This is a genomic window from Shinella yambaruensis (genome assembly GCF_022899355.1).
GTDB classification, from domain to species: Bacteria; Pseudomonadota; Alphaproteobacteria; order Rhizobiales; family Rhizobiaceae; genus Shinella; species Shinella yambaruensis.
In genome coordinates, this window is record NZ_JALJCK010000008.1 from 38921 (window position 1) to 56627 (window position 17707).

A 17707-nucleotide genomic window follows, 5' to 3' on the forward strand; every position below is an offset into this window, starting at 1 on the left:
CCCGGTGGCCCGGGATCCGCTCGTGTCAGGCGGCGCGCGCGCCGCCGCCATGGGCCATCACGAGATCGCGCAGCGGCTCGAAGAGCGCGCCGCCGAGGTCCGGGCGGGCCAGCGCGAAGGCGACGTTCGCCTCGATGAAGCCCTGCTTCGAGCCGCAGTCATAGGTCCGCCCCTCGTAGACATGGGCGTGGAAGGGCTGCGTGGCGGAGAGCTTCAGCATGCTGTCGGTCAATTGGATCTCGTTGCCGGCGCCGCGCTGCTGGCGGGCGAGATGGCCGAACACCTCCGGCTGGAGGATATAGCGCCCGTTGAGGAAGAGGTTGGAGGGCGCCGTGCCCGGTGCCGGCTTTTCCACCATGTGGCTGACGGCAAAGCCGTGCCGCACGGCCGCGCCCCTGCCGACGATGCCGTATTGCGAGGCCTCCTCGGGCGCGCATTGCTCGACGCCCACCACATTGCCGCCGACCTCGCCATAAAGATCCATCAGCCCGGACAGGCAGCCGCGCGGGCCGAAGGACACCATGTCCGGCAGGAGCAGCGCGAAGGGCTCGTCGCCGATGAGATCGCGCGCGCACCAGACCGCATGGCCGAGGCCGAGCGGAGCCTGCTGGCGGGTGAAGCTCACCGCGCCCGCTGCCGGCAGCAGCCGGCCGAGCTCGCTGACCGCGGCCTCCTTGCCGGAGCGCTCCAGCGAGGAGATCAGCTCCGGCGTGTCGTCGAAATGGTCCTCGATGACCTGCTTGTTGCGGCTGGTGACGAAGACAACATGCTCGATGCCGGCCTCGCGCGCCTCGTCGAGCGCATATTGCACGACCGGGCGATCGACGATGGTCAGCATTTCCTTCGGCATGGCCTTGGTGGCCGGCAGGAAGCGGGTGCCGTTGCCGGCAACCGGGATGACGGCCTTGCGGACGGTCTTGGTTCGCTCCATGGCATTATCCTTTGTTCTTGAGCGGCAGGTCTTCCGCTGTCGTTGGGGAAAGGGCCGCGCGCGGCGCGGCCGTCCTCACAGGGGCCGAGGGCGCCATCAGGCGGCGCCACCGGGCGGCGATCGGCATCGCAAGATGCCGGAGCGCGACGGGATCGCCGAGCGCTACCTTGAGGGCAGGCCCGAGCGAACGGTTCTTCAGATGCTGGACGAGCGCGAGGAAGGAGCGCGTCTCCTTCAGGTTCCGCGTGCGCCGGCGCTGGGCGGCGGCCGCCGCGCCCTGAAGCGGGAAGCGGGCGAGAAAACGCCGGTCGCCGGCCAGCATCGCATCGACATGGTGAAGGTGCAGCACGCGCGAGATCGAGCCTTCGCGGATGCGGTAGACATAGCCCGCCTCGGGCACGATGGCTGAGGTCCCGCCCGCGGCGAGCACCGAGGCGAGCAGGAGATAGTCCTCGCCGATGCGCAGCGCCTCGTCGAAGGCAAGGCCCTTCTCTTCAAGGAAGGACCGGCGGAAGACCGGCTTCATGTAGCCGAAATTGTGCGTGGCGCGGAAGATCCGGTTGGCGTCGATGAAGACGGGCAGCGTCAGCGCCGGCATGGCGGCGAGTTGCGCCGCGTCGAACATCCGCTCGCTGTGGCCATCGGCATGCAGCACGTCGAGATTGTCGACGACGACGGCGGCGCCCTCCGCCTCGGCCGTGGCGATCATGCGGCAAAGGCGATCCGGCCGCATCGTGTCGTCGGCGTCGAGCACCGCGATCCAGCGGCCGCGCGCGGCGGCAAAACCCGCATTGCGCGCCCCGCCCGGTCCGCGGTTGCGATCGAGCGGCAGGAGCGTCAGCCCGGGCGTGCCGAGCGCGGCGACGGCCGCGCGGGTCGCGTCCGCCGAACAATCGTCGACGACGATGATCTCCACCGTCACGCCCTCCTGCGCGGCGGCGCTGCGAACGGCGTCGCCGATCGTATCGGCCGCGTTGTAGGCGGCGATCACGATGGTGACATCGGGGCCGGCGTCGGGCGGGAGCGTGCGGTTCATCGCGTCGCGGCCTCCGGCTGTCCGTAGGGTTCGATGGCGCGGGCGCCGAAAAGGCCGCCGATTACGCCGGCATGCAGCAGGCCGCGCAGGAGGAAGCGGTTGCGCTGCACCGGCAGGAGGACGAAGGCCGTCGCCGCCGCAAGGCAGAAGCCGGCCTTCGCGGCCGCCAGCCCCGCCGCACCGGTCCGGCCCGCGCCGTGCCCGGCAAGAAGCCGGCCATGGGTCTGGCCCATGCGCAGGTGGCGCTGCGCCAGCCAGGAAAACCGGGCGCGCGCGGGCGGAACCGGCTCGTTGACCCAGGCCTCGCCGGCAAAGGCGATGCGCCCGCCGGCGGCGTGCACCTCGCCGAAGAAGGCGGTGTCCTCACCGCCGCTCCGGCCGAGCGCATGGTCGAACCGGCGGCCGGCGATGGCCGGCGCGGCAAGGCGCAGCAGCACGTTGCAGGTATAGCCGGTGCGGATCTCGCCGCCCACCCAGACGGGGCGGGTGGAATGGAAGTCGCCGCGCCGCATCCAGCCGGGGGCGTCCGGTCCGTACCGCGCCCTGACCGGGCCGAGGACCACGTCGGCGGCGGCCGTCGTCGCCGTCGCGAGCAGGTTTTCGAGCCATTGCGGTTCCACCGTCTCGTCGTCGTCGACGAAGGCGAGGAAATCCGCATCGGCCGCCTCCAGGCAGGCATTGCGGGCGAGCGAGATGTTGCCGGCCGGGCAATGCACATAGGCAAGTGCCATCGGCAGGTTTTTGCGCGCGGCCTCGGCGCAAGGACGGGCGCTCGGCTGGGCATCGTTGTCGGCGACGATGACGCGGAGGGCGACGCCCGCCGGCACCGTCAGCGCGGCGAGCGAGGCGAGCGTATCGCCAAGCGCCGCGCGCCGGAACGTGCAGACCGCGATGTCGATGCGGAGCGGGGCGGGGGCCGTCATGCCGGCACCCTCCGATGGCGGATGTCGAGAAGCTCGCGCCAGAAGCCGGCGGACCAGGCAAAATGCATGATCATCGCCGAGACGGCGGCAAGCGGGCCATAGGGGTTGCGCTGGCCGAGCGCCATCCAGGCGCCATAGCCGAGGCAGGCCGCCGCCCACAGCACGAAGGGCACGGCGGCGATCCAGGTGATGGCCGCCAGGAACGCCCCGGCCGCCACCGGTGCCACCATCAGCGGCAGAAGCTGGCGCAGGCTCGGGCGCGCGCGGTGTTTCAGGAAATTGCGCGCCCGGCCGCGGCCGTAGCGGAAATATTGCCTGAACAGCGGCCCGGCGCTGGCGCGCGGATAGTAGACCATCGCGGTGCGCGCGGTCATCCAGATCCGGTAGCCGGCTTCCCGCAGGCGGTAGTCGTATTCGGCGTCCTCGTTGGCGGTGAAGCTCTCGTCGTAGCCGCCGACCGTGCGGAAGGCGGAGATGCGCATCAGCGCGTGGTGGCCATGCTCGGCCCAGTGGCTTTGCGCCCCGGCGCGGTGTTTTGCGCCGCCATTGCCGAGCACGGAATTCTGCGCGACGGCAGTGGCCTTCTGGAAGGTGCCGAAGCCGACGGTCTGCATGGCGACGACGACGGAATCGGCCCCGGTCGACAGGGCTTCCTCGACGAGCACGCGGCAATAGTCCGCCGGATAGGTGCCGTGCGCGTCGATACGGATGAGATAGTCGTGCTCCATGCCGAAGGTCTCGACGGCAAGGTTCACGGCGGCGCTCTGGATGCGCTTGGGATTGTCGAGGAGGTGCAGGTTCGGCACGCTTGCCGCAAGCTCGGCGGCGATGGCGCGCGTGCCGTCCGTGCTGCCGCCGTCGGCAATGACGAGCGTGGCGTTGAGCTCGGCCAGCGCCGGCTCCAGCTGCCGCACCAAGGGCTCCAGGTAGCGCGCCTCGTTGAGGCACGGGATCACGATCAGGCACCGCACGGATGTCACGGGATCAATGGTCATGGCAATCCACCTTGCTTGCGAGAAGGGAGGGAACGGGCGCGGGCTCCGCCGCCGGTGCACGGAGCGCGGCGAGGCGCTGGACGAATGCGGCGCAATCGGCCCGGTCGTGGATCCAGGGTTTCGGCCCGAGCCTGGCGAGTGCGGCATGGAGCGCCCGGTAGCTGTCGCCGTCGAAGGCGGAAAAGCGCGTCACCAGCGTTTCGAGGCGCGCATCGCGCAGCGCAATGCCGATGCCGCGCAGGCCGGCAAGCCGCGCCGTCTCCGTTCCGCCGAGAACGATGGGCAGCGCGCCGTGGCGGCATCCCTCGTAGAGCCGGTTGGGCAGCAGCCAGGCGGAGTTCAGCCCCTCCTCGAAGAAGTCGATCGCCCAGGCGAGGTCGACGTCGCCGTAGATGGCGGCAAGGTCCTCCGGGTTGCGGTAGGGGCCTTCGAAGCGGATGAAGGGCTCGCGCGCCACGAGGCCGTCGAAATCGTCGAATTCCGAGCGGGCGGGCCGGCCGCGCAGGATCACCTCGAAGCGGCCCTCCATGCGCCGCGTGAAGGCGGCGAGGAGGTCGAGCGACCTGCGGCAACGGATTGCTCCGAACCAGCCGATGCGCCAGGGCTCGCCCGCCTGTTTTGCCCGCGGGGGCAGGTCGCCGGCCGGGCCGTCCAGCTCCAGCACGCGGTTCTCCACGAGATGGACCGGCGCCCTGACGCCGGACAGCGGCTTGAAATAGTGCTCCACGAAGGCCGGCGAGCTGGTGACGAGGAGGCCGGCCTTGCGGGCGAAATGGCGCTCGGCCGCGCGCAGGCCGCGGCTCGCCACGCCCTTGCCGGTCAATAGCCGGTGGATGTCGAGGCATTCATAGGCGACCGGCACGGCGCCGCCGAAGATACCCTGCGCCCGGCCGGCCAGCGCCAGCATCTCGAGATTGCGCGCGAGGATGACATCCGGCCGCGCCATGCCGGCCAGCCGCTGGCGAAGCGTGGCGCCGGCGCGGGCGACGGCGGCAAGGCGCTGGGCGAAGCGGGCGTCCTGGGTGGCGCCGAGTTCCACGGGCACGACGCCCTCCACCGCCGCGAGCCGGTTCTCGCCGCGCCGGAAGCCGGCCAGCGTCACCTCCGCCCCGCCCGCGCGCAGCATCAGCACGCGGCGGCGCACCGCGGGATCGGAAAGATCGTGAACGAGATAGAGCACCCGGAGCATCGGCGGTGTCCCGGTCAGTTCAGCAGGCAGGCGACGGAGCCCGCGAAGGGGCAGGCATCGCCCTCGGCGGTGAAGGCGACGCGCTCCACCTCAAGCCGCGTCGGGCCGGCAAAGGCGAAGCGGCCCATCCAGCCGGTCAGCGTGTCGCTGCCCCACAGCGAGAGGAACACCTTCTGGGCGTTTACCGGCAGTGCCGCAGGGTCCGTCACCTCGTGCACGAGGGCGCCGTTGACATAGTAGCGCAGCCGGCCCTTCTGCCAGACGAAGGCATAGTCGTTGAAGCCGGCATCCGCCGGGGCGGGGAGCGGCACCAGCTTCTCGTTGCCGCCCTTGCCGGCGACATACTGGTTGAGCTGGACGCGCGACGTGTCCTTGCCGAGCACCTCGAAATCGATCTCGTCGTGCTGTTTCTTGTCGGCCGGGCCGATATAGGTGAAGAAGGCCGAGTTGAGGCCGGAGCCGGTCGCCGTCTTCATACGCACCTCATAGGTGCCGTAGCCGTAGCGCTTGCGCGTCTGCACCTCGCCGCAGGCATAATCACGCTCGCCGGCCGGCGCGGCATCGAAGGAGAGCAGCAGCTTGCCGTCGCTGACCGCGACCTGGTTCTTCGACCAGGTGCAGTTCTGGTGCGCGCCGTTGTTCCAGCCGTCGGAGACGTACCAGAAGCCCGTGTCGAGCGTATCGAACTCCTCGACGAAGGAGGTGCCGCTTGCGCCCTCCTGGGCGGCAAGGGGGCCGGTTGCGGCGAGTGCCGCAAGAAGGGCGCCGGCCCGAAGGGCGTTTTTCAGGGAAGCGGTCATTCCGGTTACCTCCGTTGGGCGATGGAACCGCTCGGCTCCATCGGCGGATGCTGGCGCTGGCCCGTGGGCGCCCGCGGGCCGCCCAGCCGGCGGCCGGTGAGGATGGCGTGCAGCGACGGCGTGAAACGCCGCGCCGCGGCATGGCTAACAACGAGGATGACGAACGCGAGCAGAGGGCTTGCGACATAGAAGAGCGGGTAGTCGCCCGCGCTGCCGAGGCGGTTCCAGACCATCCAGAACAGGACGAGCAGCGGATAGTGCGCGCAGAAGATCCAGAAGCTGAGGCCGCCGAGCTTCGCCAGCGCCGCGCCCTGCGCCGTGCGCACCAGAAGCGCGGAAAGCGCCCAGGCCCCGAAGATGCCGGCGATCGCCGTCAGGCTGCGCAGCATGTCCAGCCAGGCCGGGAATTGCGGGCCGAAGGCGAAGAGGACGAGCGACAGCGCCACCGCCATGGTGAGCACGGCGAGGACGAGCGGCACGGCGAAGCGGTCGAGGCGGCGGATGTCGACGCGATGCAGTGCGGCGCAGACGCCGAAGCTGAAGCCGAACAGGATGGATTTCTTCAGGAAGATGCCGTTCGGCAGCGGCAGCACCGCATAGGCCAGCATCAGCGCGAGCACGGTGCGCGGATAGCGCAGCACGGCGATGGCGATGAGCGGCGAGAGGAGAAGGCAGAGAAGGAGGTCGCGCAGGAAATAGAGCGGGATGTTGACCGGCCAGGCCTCGATGGCGAAGGAAAGGTTCATCCATTCGCGCGGCGTGGCGTTCAGGACGTCCGGCAGGTAGCCGAAGCCGATGCCGCGCGACTGCGCCGCCAGCACGAGGAGAAGGAAGGCCGTGTTCCACAGGAGGAACGGCACGAGGATCGTCGAGGCCTTGGTGCGGAGCGTCCTGCGATAGTCGAACCCCGCAAACCCGCGCTGGAAGAGCAGGTAGCCGGAAATCGCGCTGAGGCAGGGAACGCCGATCCGAAACAGGCTGTCGCCGAGGAAGACGCGCAGCCAGTCGAAGCCGCCGAACTGCCCGGCATAGGGGCTGGTCGCGGGATCATAGGGCACATGCACGAGGATGATGCCGCTGATCAGCACGATGCGCATCAGGTTGATGCGCTGTGAAACGGTCGCGTCGATATCCACGGTGTCCGTCACCCCTCTGGTGTGCCGCTCCCCCAAGCGGCCGTTCAAACAAGAGCAGACTCGAGCCTACGAAGCGGAGTCTGGGTGACGGGACGGAAAAAAATATGGCAGCGCAACAAAATCGCGTGAATGGAAGGTTGCATTGCAGCATAACGACAGGTTCGGCGCGGCGGGCGGAAGGGGAGTTCGGGGCGCCGTCCGGCAAGACCAAGCGCCGGGGCATCAATTCTTTGAAGCCTATTCGAATATACTGATCTGCCTGCAATTATGGGGTGCAGCGACCTGTGAAGTTTTTTTCGGGGACCATGCGTGACCGGCCCGGTGCCGGCGCGATTGTGGCCGGACGGGGCCGAAATGCGGCGGCCTCAGGGCAAGGCGGGCGATGCCTTGGGCCGGCGCGCGAGCTCGATGAGCTTGCGCAGCAGCGGACGCTCCGTCAGGAGGACCAGCACGCCGTAGAGGATGCCGCCGAGCGCGATGCCGGCGGCAAGCTGCAGGGTGGCCGGCAGCCGCGGGGCGAGGACGTGGTCGAGGGCGTAGCGCACGGCAAGCGCCATCAGCGCGGCCATCAGCATCGGCCGCACCGCGCGCAGGAAGCCGGAGAGGAACGGCGTGCCGTCGGCGCTGAACACCAGCCTGGAATAACCGACCAGCACGAGCGCGTTGACAATGCAGAGCGCCGTCATCGCCGCGACCAGCGTGCCCTCATAGGCGCCATAGGCGACGGCGGCGGTGGTAACGACGGCGCGGCCGACCGCCCAGCGGAAGAGCGCGCCGCCATGGCCGGCGCCCTTCAGATAGGGGATGAAGGTGCTGCAGGGCGTCAGGATGCCCTTCGACAGCGCGAGCAGGCCGAGCACCGGCCAGGCGGCCGCCCATTGCGGGCCGAACAGCAGGAACATGGCGGGTTCGGCGAGCGCCCACAGGCCGAACATCATCGGCGCGAGCAAGAGGGTCGTCACCTGCGTGGAGAGCATCAGCGCCTGCGAGCGGCGTTCGCGATCATGCATCATCGCGCTGAAGGCGGGAAACAGCACGCCCATGACGGCGGACAGCACCACCTGGTTGGGAATGCTGGAAAAGCGGTTCGCCGCGGAATAGGCCCCGGCCTCCGCCAGTCCCAGGAAGCGCGAGATGACGACCATCGGCGACTGGAAGGTGACGAAATTGGCGATCTCCGAGCCCATCAGCCCGAGGCTGAAGCGCGCGAGCCGCGTCACCTCCCCAAGGCGGAAGCGAAGGCGCGGCAGGTAGCGCGAGACGAAGAACAGGCCGGCCAGCCGCACGACGCCCGCCACGAAGAGCTGGATGACCAGCGCGACGACGCCGAAGCCGGCGATCGCCAGCGCGACCGCGGCGATCGCCGCCAGCGATTCGGACATCATGCTCCACAGCGCATCCTTGCTGAACTGCATGCGCCGGGCGACGAGGGCATAGGCGACGTCGCCGGCCAGCTGCAGCGGAACGAGCAGGCTCATCAGGCGGAGCAGCGGGGCGGCATCGGCCGCGCCGAGCCAGCCGGCCAGCGGCTCGGCCCAGAAAAACAGCCCCGCCGCCATCAGGAAGGAGAGTGCCAGATTGGCCCAGAACACCGAGTGGATCGTCTCCTCGTCTTCCCGCGGTTCGAGGATGAGGGCCGAGGCGAGGCCCGCCCCGCCGATCATCGCCAGGAACTGCACGAGGGCCAGCGCAACGGCCACCGCGCCGAATTCCTCGGGCGAAAGCAGCCGGGCGAGAATGGGCACCGTGACAAATTTAAGCCCGAATGTGCTTGTCTTGGATAGGACGCTCCAGCCGACGTTTCGCGTCACCGACTTCGCGTTCACCTGCTGGGACATGGCGGATACCTGCTCGAAAAAGGAGCCCTGGCGACGACGAAATGCCTGCGCCGGAAACGGCCGCGCCCCCGTGGGAGGAGACCATGCGAAACTCTTTCTAGAGAAACCACAGGGACGAAAAGATGGCGAAGCTGACAGTTATCATCCCCTTCTACCAGAAGGAGCCGGGCATCCTGGGGCGTGCGCTCAGGTCTGTTTTTGCCCAAGATTTCAATGATTTCGACGTGATCGTCGTCGATGACGAATCGCCGTATCCGGCCGATGGCGACATCATCGCGCTTTTACCGGAAGAGCAGGCGCGCGTGCGCATCCTGCGGCAGGAGAATGCCGGGCCGGGCGGGGCGCGCAACACCGGGCTCGACCATGTCGCGCCGGAGACCGGGTTCGTCGCCTTCCTCGATTCGGACGACACCTTCGCCCCCGGGCACCTTGCCCGCGCCCATGCGGCGATGACCCGCTACGGGGCCGATTGCTACTTTGCCTCCATCACCGGGGGCGATGCGTTCTACTATCATTTCGGCGTCGCCGATCTGTTGGAGAGCGAGGCCGCGGTGCGGCTCGCGGAGGATCCGCTCCTCATCGAGATCCCCGGCCTGACGCAGGTCATGCTGAAGAACTGGAGCTTCCTGCACCTCTCCGCGATGGTCATCGGCCGGCCGCTGATCGAGCGGGTGCGCTTCGACGCGGCGCTGCGGCTTGCCGCCGAGGACGTGCTGTTCTTCTGCGATTGCGTGCTGGCGGCCAGACGCGTCGTGCTCGGTGCGGAGGCGGGGGCCGTGCGCGGGGAGGGGGTCAATATCTTCCACGGCGTCGACAACGATTCCCCGCAGTTCCTGCGCCAGCAGTTCAACACCTGGCTGGCGCTCGACCGGCTGGAGACGCGCTTCACCGAGCGGCCGGCGGAGGTCGCCTCGCTGCGCGCCTACAAGCAGACGGCCCGGCGCCAGGCGCTCTGGGGCCAGGCGCGGCGCGTCAAGCGGCGCAAGCTGCCGCAGTTCGACATGCTCGCCCGCTGGGCACTGCGCGATCCGCGGCTGATCGCCAGCGCCTTCGCGCTCGCCGTCGGCAAGGTCTCCCGCTGAACCCTTTTCGCGCCGGGCGGGAACGCCCGGTCCCTTGCGCCCCGCTCTTCCAAGGAGGTGGACATGAAGCCCTATTACTGGGAATCGCAGCACGGCAATTTCGGCGACGACCTCAATCTCTGGCTCTGGGATTTCCTGCTGCCGGGCTTTCGCACCGTCCATCCCGACGTGCTGCTCGTCGGCGTCGGCACGGTGCTGAACAAGGCGCTGCTGCCCGAGGCGGGGCGCAAGCTCGTCATCGGCAGCGGCTTCGGCTACGGCGTGCTGCCGGACATGCGGGATGAAAGCCTCTGGGACATCCGCTCAGTGCGCGGGCCGCTGACGGCGGGAAAGGTCGGCGTGCCGGAGACACTGGGCATCGTCGACCCTGCGGTGCTGGTGGCCGAAATGCCGGAATTTTCGAACCTGCCGAAGCGCCATGGCTGCAGCTTCGTGCCCCATTGGGAATCGGCGGTGGCGGGCCTGTGGCCGGCCGTCTGCGCCACGGCGGGCCTCAACTATATCGATCCGCGCGGCGAGGCGAAGGCCGTGATCCGGGCGATCGCGCAGTCCGAGCGGATCGTCGCCGAATCCATGCACGGCGCCATTCTCGCCGACGCCTTCCGCGTGCCCTGGGTGGCCGTCAGCACGTCGGACAGCATCAACAGCTTCAAATGGCGCGACTGGGCGGCGACGGTCGGCGTGGAACACCGGCCGCGGCGCGTGCCGATCTCCAGCCGCGCCGAGGCCATCGTCAAGGGCGCCCGCTTCTGGGGTGTGGACTACGAGGGACGCCGTGTCGTGCGGCCGGAGCCCGGGCAGGCGGGGTCCAGGCAGGCAGGGGATGTTGCGGTGGCCGAGGCCGTCCGTGCGCCATCCGGCACGGGCCTTCGCCTCGCGGCCAAGCAGGTGCTCGCCGCCCCCTCGACGCTGGCGCTCTGGCAGGCGAGCCGCACCGAACCGCAGCTCAGCGCCGATGTGCGCCTTGCCGCGCGCAAGGCGCAGCTCTACGACGTGCTGGAAGGCGTGCGGCGCGACTACCTGTAAGTCCCGCGATGCCGGCCGGTCCCGTCAGACCGGCTCGGCGGGCAGCAGGTAGCGCAGGCCCGCCTCGGCCGGGACCCGCGGGCGGAAGCGCCGGTAGGCGGCCTCCGCCTTGTCGCGCAGGATGCCGCCGGCAATGGCCGGCAGGGCGGCGGGGTTGCCGAAGGCGTAGGAGAGGGCCGCCCCGGCGCCATTCTCCCGCTTGCGGTCGAGAAAGTGGCGCAGGGCATGCCGGTTGCCGATCTGGCGGCAGTGCCGGCGCAGGACGGGAAGCGCCTCGGGGGGGATGCCGCCCGTCGCCAGGATGGCGCGTTCGGCGGCATGCAGCGCCGCCAGGTCCTCCGTGCGGTGCCGACCGCTGAGCGAGTTCTCGCGCACCAAGGCGCCGTAGCCGCAGCTCTCGATCACCGTATAGCGCGCGCCGTTCGCCAGCGCCCGCACATAGAGCTCGTAGTCCTCGCCAAGCCGCATCTCCTCGCGGTAGCGCAGCCCGTGCGCATCGAGAAAGGCGCGGCGCATGACCGGTTTCAGGAAGCCCAGTTCGCCGCGCGGCGCGCCGCGGCGGGAGATGTTGCCGAGCACGAAGGCCTTGAGATCGAGGCGGCGCGGGCGCGGCGCGAACCGTGCCGGCTGGCAGAGCGGTTCGGCTTCGGCCATGAAGGCGATGTTGTCGGCGATGAAATCCCAGTCCGGGCAGGCGAGCATCTGGCGAAAACGGCCGGGGAAGAAGACGTCGTCCGCATCGAGAATGGCGATCAGCGGTGCGCGGGACACGGCGATCGCCCGGTTGCGGGCCGCCGAAGGCCCGCGGTTCCGGGTGAAGCCCAGGATCTCCAGCCGGCCGCTCGCATCGTTCGCGGCGGCGGCGGCCGCCATGGTACGGTCGTCCGACCCGTCGTCCACCACCACGACCTCGGCCACTTCCGGCTGCGCAAGGGCCGAGCCGACGGCCCGTCCGATCGTCTGCTCGGCATTCTTCGCGGCAATGATGACGCAGACCGTTTCTTCCCGGGCCATGAGCATACCCCCCTCACGCGTTGAACCATGGCGCGGCCTGCCCGCGCTGCAATGCAGCATGAAAGGGGAAAAGGGCACAAAAACGGCCCGCGCGAGGACGCGGCGATCAGGGCTTGGAGTGGCCGGGCTCGTTCATCGAAACGGGGACCTTGCTCTTCGCCGCATCCCGGGTCTTGTCGGCGTCCGGCGTGCCGGGGCCAATCCCCTGCCGGCGCTCCCGGGCCGCGCGCCAGACCAGGAAGAGGGTGGTGAGGAAATAGCCGATCTGGATGAGGACGGCGCAGAGGAACGTCTGGAGGGCGGTGGTGGCGAGCGAGCCGGTGGAAAGATAGGTCACCACGGCAAAGGCGACGAGCGCGATGGCCATGCTGAGGAAGAAGCGTGGCGCATAGGCCATGCTGTCCCGCCACTTTTTGTCCGGCACGCGTTTCATCGTTGGAATCCGCCTTCTCCTCGCAGGCTGTGGGGCACTATAGTGTGTTTCCACCGGTGCAATCAACGGCAAGAGCCGCGCAGGCGCCCACATCGGCTCCACCCTAGCCCGGCGACCTTGCGCTTCCGTTAAACGCCGCAGCGCCCGATTCGTTGCCTTGTTCCTGCCTCAATCGGGACATGGTCCACGCCGCATGCGGGTTATCCCGCCGCCAGCCTATCCGCGGGGTTGCGAAGGAAGGGCGCGGCGGATCAAATTTTATTACCGATTCAACGCTTCTTTGCCGGAAACTGTGCGTTGCAAAAATAATATTGCGATGCAAAATAATTCGCGGTTTCCATGTATATTATCGCGAGTTTTGCAATCTGCCGCAGAGGATTCCGGGAATGAACCGTAATTCATCGGCTTGTGATTCATCAAAAGAAGTGATGCTGAAACTTTCAAGGTAAAACCGCAGAAGTGCCATGGCCTTACCGCAGCGAAAAAGCTTGCCATTGAACCTGGATGAACATAACAGAACTTCAATTTAGCACATAAAGAATTTCTTAAATTCGAGTGCATCGCCCTTGTCCACGGCTTCACATTTCAAAAAACAAACTGTGACCACACAGTCCGCATTGGATGACGGGACGCGTCCGAGGGGACCGACCCTATCGCAAATCCAAGTGGAGCCATCTCTATGAAGTCCGCGACACGATCGGCCAGTTCGCCGTATTTCAGTTCGTTTGCAACCGGCGCGCCGCCGGTGGGGGGAATATCGAAACGAAGCTTCGACATCCTGGTGGCGCTCGGCGCCATCATCGTCATCAGCCCCATCTTCCTGATGATCATGGCGCTGGTGAAATTCTCCGACGGCGGCAGCGTCTTCTACGGCCATCGCCGCATCGGCTATAACGGCACGACCTTCCGCTGCCTGAAATTCCGCACCATGGCGGAAAACGGCGATGCCATCCTGCAGCAGTATCTGAAGGACAATCCGGCCGCCTATGAGGAGTGGCGCACCGCCCGCAAGCTGCAATACGATCCGCGGGTGACCCTCGTCGGCACCGTGTTGCGCAAGCTCAGCCTCGATGAGCTGCCGCAGCTCTTCAACATCCTGCGCGGCGAGATGAGCCTCGTCGGGCCGCGCCCGGTGGTCGAGGACGAGCTGGAGCTCTACGAGGCCTCCGCCATCTACTATCTCCAGACCCGCCCCGGCCTCACCGGTCTCTGGCAGGTCAGCGGGCGCAACGATGTGTCCTATGCGGCGCGCGTCGCCTTCGACACGCATTATGTCCGCAACTGGTCGCTGGTGAGCGATCTCATGATCGTCGCCCGTACCATCCCGGCCGTCTGCCTTTCGCGCGGCAGCTATTGATCCGGAAGACGCGCCCGCGGCCCCGGCTGCGGGACGCCCGGAAGACAGGGGTTTCCATGAAGACGAAGACACCGAACGCGGCGTTCGCCGCGGCCGCTTTTCCCATGAAGGCGCGCACGGCGCTCTGCCTCGCGCTTCTCCTCATCGCCGGCCCGGCAGGTGCACAGGTCGGCGAATACCGGCTCGGGGTGATGGACAAGCTGCGCATCCGCGTGGCGGAATGGCAGACCGCCGAGGGCGCGATCCGCGACTGGAGCGCCGTCAGCGGCGACTACAGCGTCGGGGCGGACGGGGCGGTTTCCGTGCCGTTCCTCGGCCCGCTGCCGGCGGACGGCCGCACCACCGGCGAGCTTGCCGAGGAGATCGGCCAGAAGATGCAGGTCCTCTTCGGCCTGCGCGACCGCCCGTCCGCCTCGGTGGAGATCGCCGAATACCGGCCGGTCTATCTTGCCGGCGAGGTGCAGACGCCGGGCGCCTATCCCTATGCGCCGGGACTGACGGTGCTGAAGGCCGTCAGCTTCGGCGGCGGCCTGCGCCGCGCCGATGCCGGCCAGCGCTTCACGCGGGATTTCCTGCGCTCCGAAGGCGAGGCGGCCGTCTTCCTTGCCGAGCGCAACCGCCTGCTGGTCCGCCGCGCCCGCATCCACGCGGAGATGAACAACGCCAAGGGCATCGCCATGCCGAAGGAGCTCGGCGATACCGAGGAGGCGCGCGCGCTGATGGAGAGCGAGAAGGCGCTGATGGTCTCGCGGGAGAAGCGCCTGCGCCTGCAATTGACGGCGCTCGCCGATCTGAAATCCCTGCTGGGCACCGAGATCGACGCCCTCGCCAAGAAATCGCAGACCCAGACGCGGCAGCTCGAACTCGTCCAGGCCGATCTCGACAAGGTCGACACGCTCGCCGAAAAGGGCCTTGCGATCAGCTCCCGGCGGCTGGCGCTGGAGCAGCGCACCGCCGACCTGCAGGCCGCCCTGCTGGACATCGACACCGCCTCGCTGAAGGCCAAGCAGGACATCAACAAGGCCACGCAGGACGAGACCAACCTCACGAACGACTGGGACGCGCAGCTTGCCCAGGAATTGCAGAACACCGAGCAGGAGCTCGACACGCTGGCCCTGAAGCTCGGCACGAGCCGCAGCCTGATGTCGGAGGCGCTGATGCAATCGGCCGATGCGGCCGCCTTCAAGGACGGGCTCTCCTCCGCCAACATCGCCTATTCGATCCTGCGCACGGTGAAGGGCAAGGCCGAAGAGATCGCCGCCACCGAGACGACGCCGGTCCTGCCGGGCGATGTCGTCAAGGTGGGGCTGAGCCTGAAGACGCAGTGAGCCGGCCATGCGGATCGCCAAGGCAAGCCTGATCGACCCCGGGGCCAACACGGCCTATGCCGCGACCGCCGTCGCGCTGTCCTTCTTCGTCTTCGCCTATTCCTTCCGCTTCGGCCAGGTGTCGATCCTCGCCTATTACGCGCTGTGGCTGCCGCTGGTCATCGTCGATTACCGGCGGGTGCTCGGCAATTATGCGCGCTACGGCTGGATCTTCGCCTTCGCCGTCTTCGCGTGCCTCTCCGTCTTCTGGTCGCAGGCGCCAGGCGTCACCGCCCGCGCGGGCGTGCAATATCTCTCCCATGTCGTCTGCGCGCTGATCGCCATGCGCGTCGTCGACACGCGCACGCTGGTGCGCGGCGGCCTTGCCGGCACGGCGCTCGTTTTGTGTTATTCGCTCGTCTTCGGCGTCTATCATCTCGATCCGCTCGACGGCACCTACAGCTTCGTCGGCGCCTTCGCCTCCAAGAACCAGCTCGGCTTCTACGCCTCGCTCGCCGTGCTCTTCGCCTTCGCCGCGCTCTTCCTCGGGGCCGAGCGCGGGGCGTGGAAGCTCGTCGCCCTCGTCTGCGTGGCCGTCGCGCTCTACTGCCTGAAAGCCTCGCAATCGGCGACCTCGGTGCTGACGACCGCCGCTGTCGCGGGCCTCTGCCTCGGGCTGAAGGCGCTGGAATGGCTGGCGCCGGCGCACCGCAAGATGCTGTTTCTCGTGCTTGCCGTCTTCGCCGTCCTCGTGCTCCTCGCCGGTGCCTATGGCGGCGGCTATGCGCTGGTGCTCGGCGCCTTCGGCAAGGATGCGACGCTGACGGGGCGCACCTATCTCTGGCAGCAGGGCATCGAGACGGCCGCGGCCGCGCCCTTCGTCGGTATCGGCTACCAGGCCTTCTGGGTGCAGGGTTTTGCCGAGGCCGAGCGGCTGTGGGCCGCCTTCTTCATCGGCACCCGCTCGGGCTTCCATTTCCACAACACCTTCATCGCCGCGACGGTGGAGACCGGGCTGATCGGCTGCCTCTTGCTGTCGATGGTGCTGCTCGCCGCGCTGGCCGGCCATCTCCACCGGCTCCTCTCGGCGGCGCACGACCTGGAGGCGCTGGTCCTCTTCACCGTGGCGGCGCTGCTCGCGGTGCGCACCTTCGTCGAGATCGACATCCTCAATCCCTATCACGTCGGCTCGTTCCTGCTCTATTTCGCCGCCGGCAAGCTGGCCGATGCCCGCCGCGCCCGAAGGGGGCAGCCGGTCTACCGCGTCAGGCTGCCGCTGCGCGCAGAAGGGACGGTCCGTCCATGACGCAGGAAAGCCGGCCGGCGACGCTCTACGGCATCCAGTACCTGCGGGCGCTCGCCGCGCTCGCGGTCGTCTTCTTCCATGCCGGCGAGCGCAGCGGCCATGCGCTGGCGATCGGCGCGGCGGGGGTCGACGTCTTCTTCGTCATCAGCGGCTTCATCATGTGGGTGATCGTCGCGCGGCGGCCGGTCTCGCCCGGCCGTTTCCTCGCCGAGCGGCTGCGCCGCATCGTGCCCGTCTACTGGCTGGCGACCGGCGTGATGGCGGCGGGCGCGCTGCTCGGCCTCTTCCCCAATCTCGTGCTGACGGCACTCCACCTCCTCGCCTCGCTGTTCTTCGTGCCCTTGCCCTCGCCGAGCAGCGGGGAGGTCTGGCCGGTCCTCGTCCAGGGCTGGACGCTCAATTACGAACTCTTCTTCTACGCCGTCTTCGCCGCCTGCCTGCTCCTGCCCGCGCGCATGAGGCTTGCCGCCGTCGCCGCGATCTTCCTCGCCCTCGTGGCGCTCGGCCTCGCGGTGACGAGCGAGAACCCGCTCTTCGTCACCTATACCCGGCCGATCATCCTGGAATTCGTGGCGGGCATGCTGATCGGCCGGCTGTGGCTCGCCGGGCGGGTGCGCGGCCGGGGGCTCGGCCTTGCGCTCGTCGTCCTGTCGCTCGCCGGCTTCGCCGTGATCGGCCTCCTGCGGCTGCCCTTCGACGAATGGACCTGCGGCCCGCTCGCGGCCATGCTCGTCTACGGCACCGCGGCGCTGGAGCGGGAAGGCGGCGTGCCGCACCTGCGGCTTCCCGCGCTCCTCGGCGATGCCTCCTATTCGATCTATCTCTGGCACACCTTCGCCATCTCGGTCGTGGCGAAGGCGGGAACGATGCTCGGCCTGGCGCCGGCGCTCGTCTTCCTCGCCTCTGTCCTCGCCGGCCTCCTTGCCGGCCTTGCCGGCTACCGCCTCATCGAGCGCCCGCTGCTGCGCGGGTTTTCCGGAAAGCGCCGCCCAGAGGTCGCCCGCAAGGCAGTCGCCGCCGAGGGATAACGCATCCGTCCATGAGCCCGTTCTGCCTGACGGCATCTCCCGCTTTGGAAGGAAACCGTTGCCGTTCTCCCCTTCTCCCCCGCGGGGAGAAGGTGCCGGCAGGCGGATGAGGGGGAGGTCGAAGGCGTAAGTGATCCGTCCGAGCCACCCCCTCATCCGGCCCTTCGGGCCACCTTCTCCCCGCGGGGGAGAAGGGGAAGGAGGCAATGCCGAATTCCACATGCCATTGTCTTGCTCTCAGGGGGAGAAGGTCGGACGCTCGTATTTCAGGTGCAGGGGATACCGCGGATTACGCGCCCGGCACGG

General features: G+C 68.3%; 16 protein-coding genes. 6 read left to right on the top strand and 10 right to left on the bottom strand.

The genetic code is table 11. The features are described from left to right. Positions 1 to 25: 25 nt before the first annotated feature. The 8 genes from MUU56_RS19165 to MUU56_RS19200 all read right to left on the bottom strand — a co-directional run bounded on the left by MUU56_RS19165 (position 26) and on the right by MUU56_RS19200 (position 8848). Positions 26 to 931, bottom strand: a complete 906-nt coding sequence (locus MUU56_RS19165; RefSeq protein ID WP_244768891.1) for a UTP--glucose-1-phosphate uridylyltransferase — start codon at positions 929 to 931, stop codon at positions 26 to 28. Positions 932 to 935: 4 nt separating this feature from the next. Further along, on the bottom strand, positions 936 to 1967 hold the full coding sequence (locus MUU56_RS19170; protein ID WP_244768892.1) for a glycosyltransferase family 2 protein: 1032 nt from the start codon (positions 1965 to 1967) through the stop codon (positions 936 to 938). Next, positions 1964 to 2890, bottom strand: a complete 927-nt coding sequence (locus MUU56_RS19175; protein WP_244768893.1) for a glycosyltransferase family 2 protein — start codon at positions 2888 to 2890, stop codon at positions 1964 to 1966. Before MUU56_RS19175 ends, MUU56_RS19170 begins: the two co-directional genes overlap by 4 nt. After that, complete coding sequence (locus MUU56_RS19180) at positions 2887 to 3885, bottom strand: glycosyltransferase family 2 protein (RefSeq protein WP_244768894.1); 999 nt, start codon at positions 3883 to 3885, stop codon at positions 2887 to 2889. Before MUU56_RS19180 ends, MUU56_RS19175 begins: the two co-directional genes overlap by 4 nt. After that, positions 3875 to 5074: a glycosyltransferase family protein gene (locus MUU56_RS19185; RefSeq protein ID WP_244768895.1), complete on the bottom strand. Its 1200-nt coding sequence runs from the start codon at positions 5072 to 5074 to the stop codon at positions 3875 to 3877. The genes MUU56_RS19180 and MUU56_RS19185 overlap by 11 nt, the downstream gene beginning before the upstream one ends. A 14-nt stretch (positions 5075 to 5088) precedes the next feature. Then, positions 5089 to 5874, bottom strand: a complete 786-nt coding sequence (gene exoK, locus MUU56_RS19190; RefSeq protein ID WP_244768896.1) for an endo-1,3-1,4-beta-glycanase ExoK — start codon at positions 5872 to 5874, stop codon at positions 5089 to 5091. A gap of 5 nt (positions 5875 to 5879) precedes the next feature. Beyond that, the gene (locus MUU56_RS19195) at positions 5880 to 7022 is read right to left on the bottom strand and encodes an acyltransferase family protein (RefSeq protein WP_284219589.1); all 1143 of its coding nucleotides are present in this window, start codon (positions 7020 to 7022) and stop codon (positions 5880 to 5882) included. A gap of 353 nt (positions 7023 to 7375) precedes the next feature. Then, the gene (locus MUU56_RS19200; protein ID WP_244768897.1) at positions 7376 to 8848 is read right to left on the bottom strand and encodes a lipopolysaccharide biosynthesis protein; all 1473 of its coding nucleotides are present in this window, start codon (positions 8846 to 8848) and stop codon (positions 7376 to 7378) included. A 122-nt stretch (positions 8849 to 8970) separates the two neighbouring features. On the opposite strand from MUU56_RS19200, the gene MUU56_RS19205 reads away from it, so the two are divergent. Beyond that, positions 8971 to 9930, top strand: coding sequence for a glycosyltransferase family 2 protein (locus MUU56_RS19205; protein WP_244768898.1), 960 nt, complete (start codon positions 8971 to 8973; stop codon positions 9928 to 9930). A 63-nt stretch (positions 9931 to 9993) separates the two neighbouring features. Continuing rightward, complete coding sequence (locus tag MUU56_RS19210) at positions 9994 to 10956, top strand: polysaccharide pyruvyl transferase family protein (RefSeq protein WP_244768899.1); 963 nt, start codon at positions 9994 to 9996, stop codon at positions 10954 to 10956. A gap of 24 nt (positions 10957 to 10980) precedes the next feature. Here the strand turns inward: MUU56_RS19210 and MUU56_RS19215 are convergent, their stop codons facing one another. Next, a complete protein-coding gene (locus MUU56_RS19215) occupies positions 10981 to 11976 on the bottom strand; it encodes a glycosyltransferase family 2 protein (RefSeq protein WP_398432570.1) in 996 nt (331 codons plus the stop codon). A gap of 100 nt (positions 11977 to 12076) precedes the next feature. Then, entirely contained in the window at positions 12077 to 12367 is a 291-nt protein-coding gene (locus MUU56_RS19220) for an exopolysaccharide production repressor protein (protein WP_244769141.1), read from the bottom strand. 715 nt (positions 12368 to 13082) lie between these two features. On the opposite strand from MUU56_RS19220, the gene MUU56_RS19225 reads away from it, so the two are divergent. The 4 genes from MUU56_RS19225 (at position 13083) to MUU56_RS19240 (ending at position 17401) form a co-directional block, all read left to right on the top strand. Continuing rightward, positions 13083 to 13760: a sugar transferase gene (locus MUU56_RS19225; RefSeq protein WP_244768901.1), complete on the top strand. Its 678-nt coding sequence runs from the start codon at positions 13083 to 13085 to the stop codon at positions 13758 to 13760. Between the two features lie 104 nt (positions 13761 to 13864). Further along, positions 13865 to 15088 carry a polysaccharide biosynthesis/export family protein gene (locus MUU56_RS19230; protein WP_398432615.1) on the top strand — a complete coding sequence of 408 codons (1224 nt, stop codon included), beginning with the start codon at positions 13865 to 13867 and terminating at the stop codon, positions 15086 to 15088. A 7-nt stretch (positions 15089 to 15095) separates the two neighbouring features. Beyond that, complete coding sequence (locus MUU56_RS19235; protein WP_244768903.1) at positions 15096 to 16373, top strand: O-antigen ligase family protein; 1278 nt, start codon at positions 15096 to 15098, stop codon at positions 16371 to 16373. Further along, positions 16370 to 17401, top strand: a complete 1032-nt coding sequence (locus MUU56_RS19240) for an acyltransferase family protein (protein WP_244768904.1) — start codon at positions 16370 to 16372, stop codon at positions 17399 to 17401. The genes MUU56_RS19235 and MUU56_RS19240 overlap by 4 nt, the downstream gene beginning before the upstream one ends. The last annotated feature ends 306 nt before the right edge of the window (positions 17402 to 17707 follow it).

Coding starts and splice junctions, on each gene's coding strand:
- MUU56_RS19165 (WP_244768891.1), bottom strand. CDS start 931: ATGGAGCGAACCAAGACCGTCCGCAAGGCCGTCATCCCGGTTGCCGGC.
- MUU56_RS19170 (WP_244768892.1), bottom strand. CDS start 1,967: ATGAACCGCACGCTCCCGCCCGACGCCGGCCCCGATGTCACCATCGTG.
- MUU56_RS19175 (WP_244768893.1), bottom strand. CDS start 2,890: ATGACGGCCCCCGCCCCGCTCCGCATCGACATCGCGGTCTGCACGTTC.
- MUU56_RS19180 (WP_244768894.1), bottom strand. CDS start 3,885: ATGACCATTGATCCCGTGACATCCGTGCGGTGCCTGATCGTGATCCCG.
- MUU56_RS19185 (WP_244768895.1), bottom strand. CDS start 5,074: ATGCTCCGGGTGCTCTATCTCGTTCACGATCTTTCCGATCCCGCGGTG.
- exoK (WP_244768896.1), bottom strand. CDS start 5,874: ATGACCGCTTCCCTGAAAAACGCCCTTCGGGCCGGCGCCCTTCTTGCG.
- MUU56_RS19200 (WP_244768897.1), bottom strand. CDS start 8,848: ATGTCCCAGCAGGTGAACGCGAAGTCGGTGACGCGAAACGTCGGCTGG.
- MUU56_RS19205 (WP_244768898.1), top strand. CDS start 8,971: ATGGCGAAGCTGACAGTTATCATCCCCTTCTACCAGAAGGAGCCGGGC.
- MUU56_RS19210 (WP_244768899.1), top strand. CDS start 9,994: ATGAAGCCCTATTACTGGGAATCGCAGCACGGCAATTTCGGCGACGAC.
- MUU56_RS19215 (WP_398432570.1), bottom strand. CDS start 11,976: ATGCTCATGGCCCGGGAAGAAACGGTCTGCGTCATCATTGCCGCGAAG.
- MUU56_RS19220 (WP_244769141.1), bottom strand. CDS start 12,367: ATGGCCTATGCGCCACGCTTCTTCCTCAGCATGGCCATCGCGCTCGTC.
- MUU56_RS19225 (WP_244768901.1), top strand. CDS start 13,083: ATGAAGTCCGCGACACGATCGGCCAGTTCGCCGTATTTCAGTTCGTTT.
- MUU56_RS19230 (WP_398432615.1), top strand. CDS start 13,865: ATGAAGGCGCGCACGGCGCTCTGCCTCGCGCTTCTCCTCATCGCCGGC.
- MUU56_RS19235 (WP_244768903.1), top strand. CDS start 15,096: ATGCGGATCGCCAAGGCAAGCCTGATCGACCCCGGGGCCAACACGGCC.
- MUU56_RS19240 (WP_244768904.1), top strand. CDS start 16,370: ATGACGCAGGAAAGCCGGCCGGCGACGCTCTACGGCATCCAGTACCTG.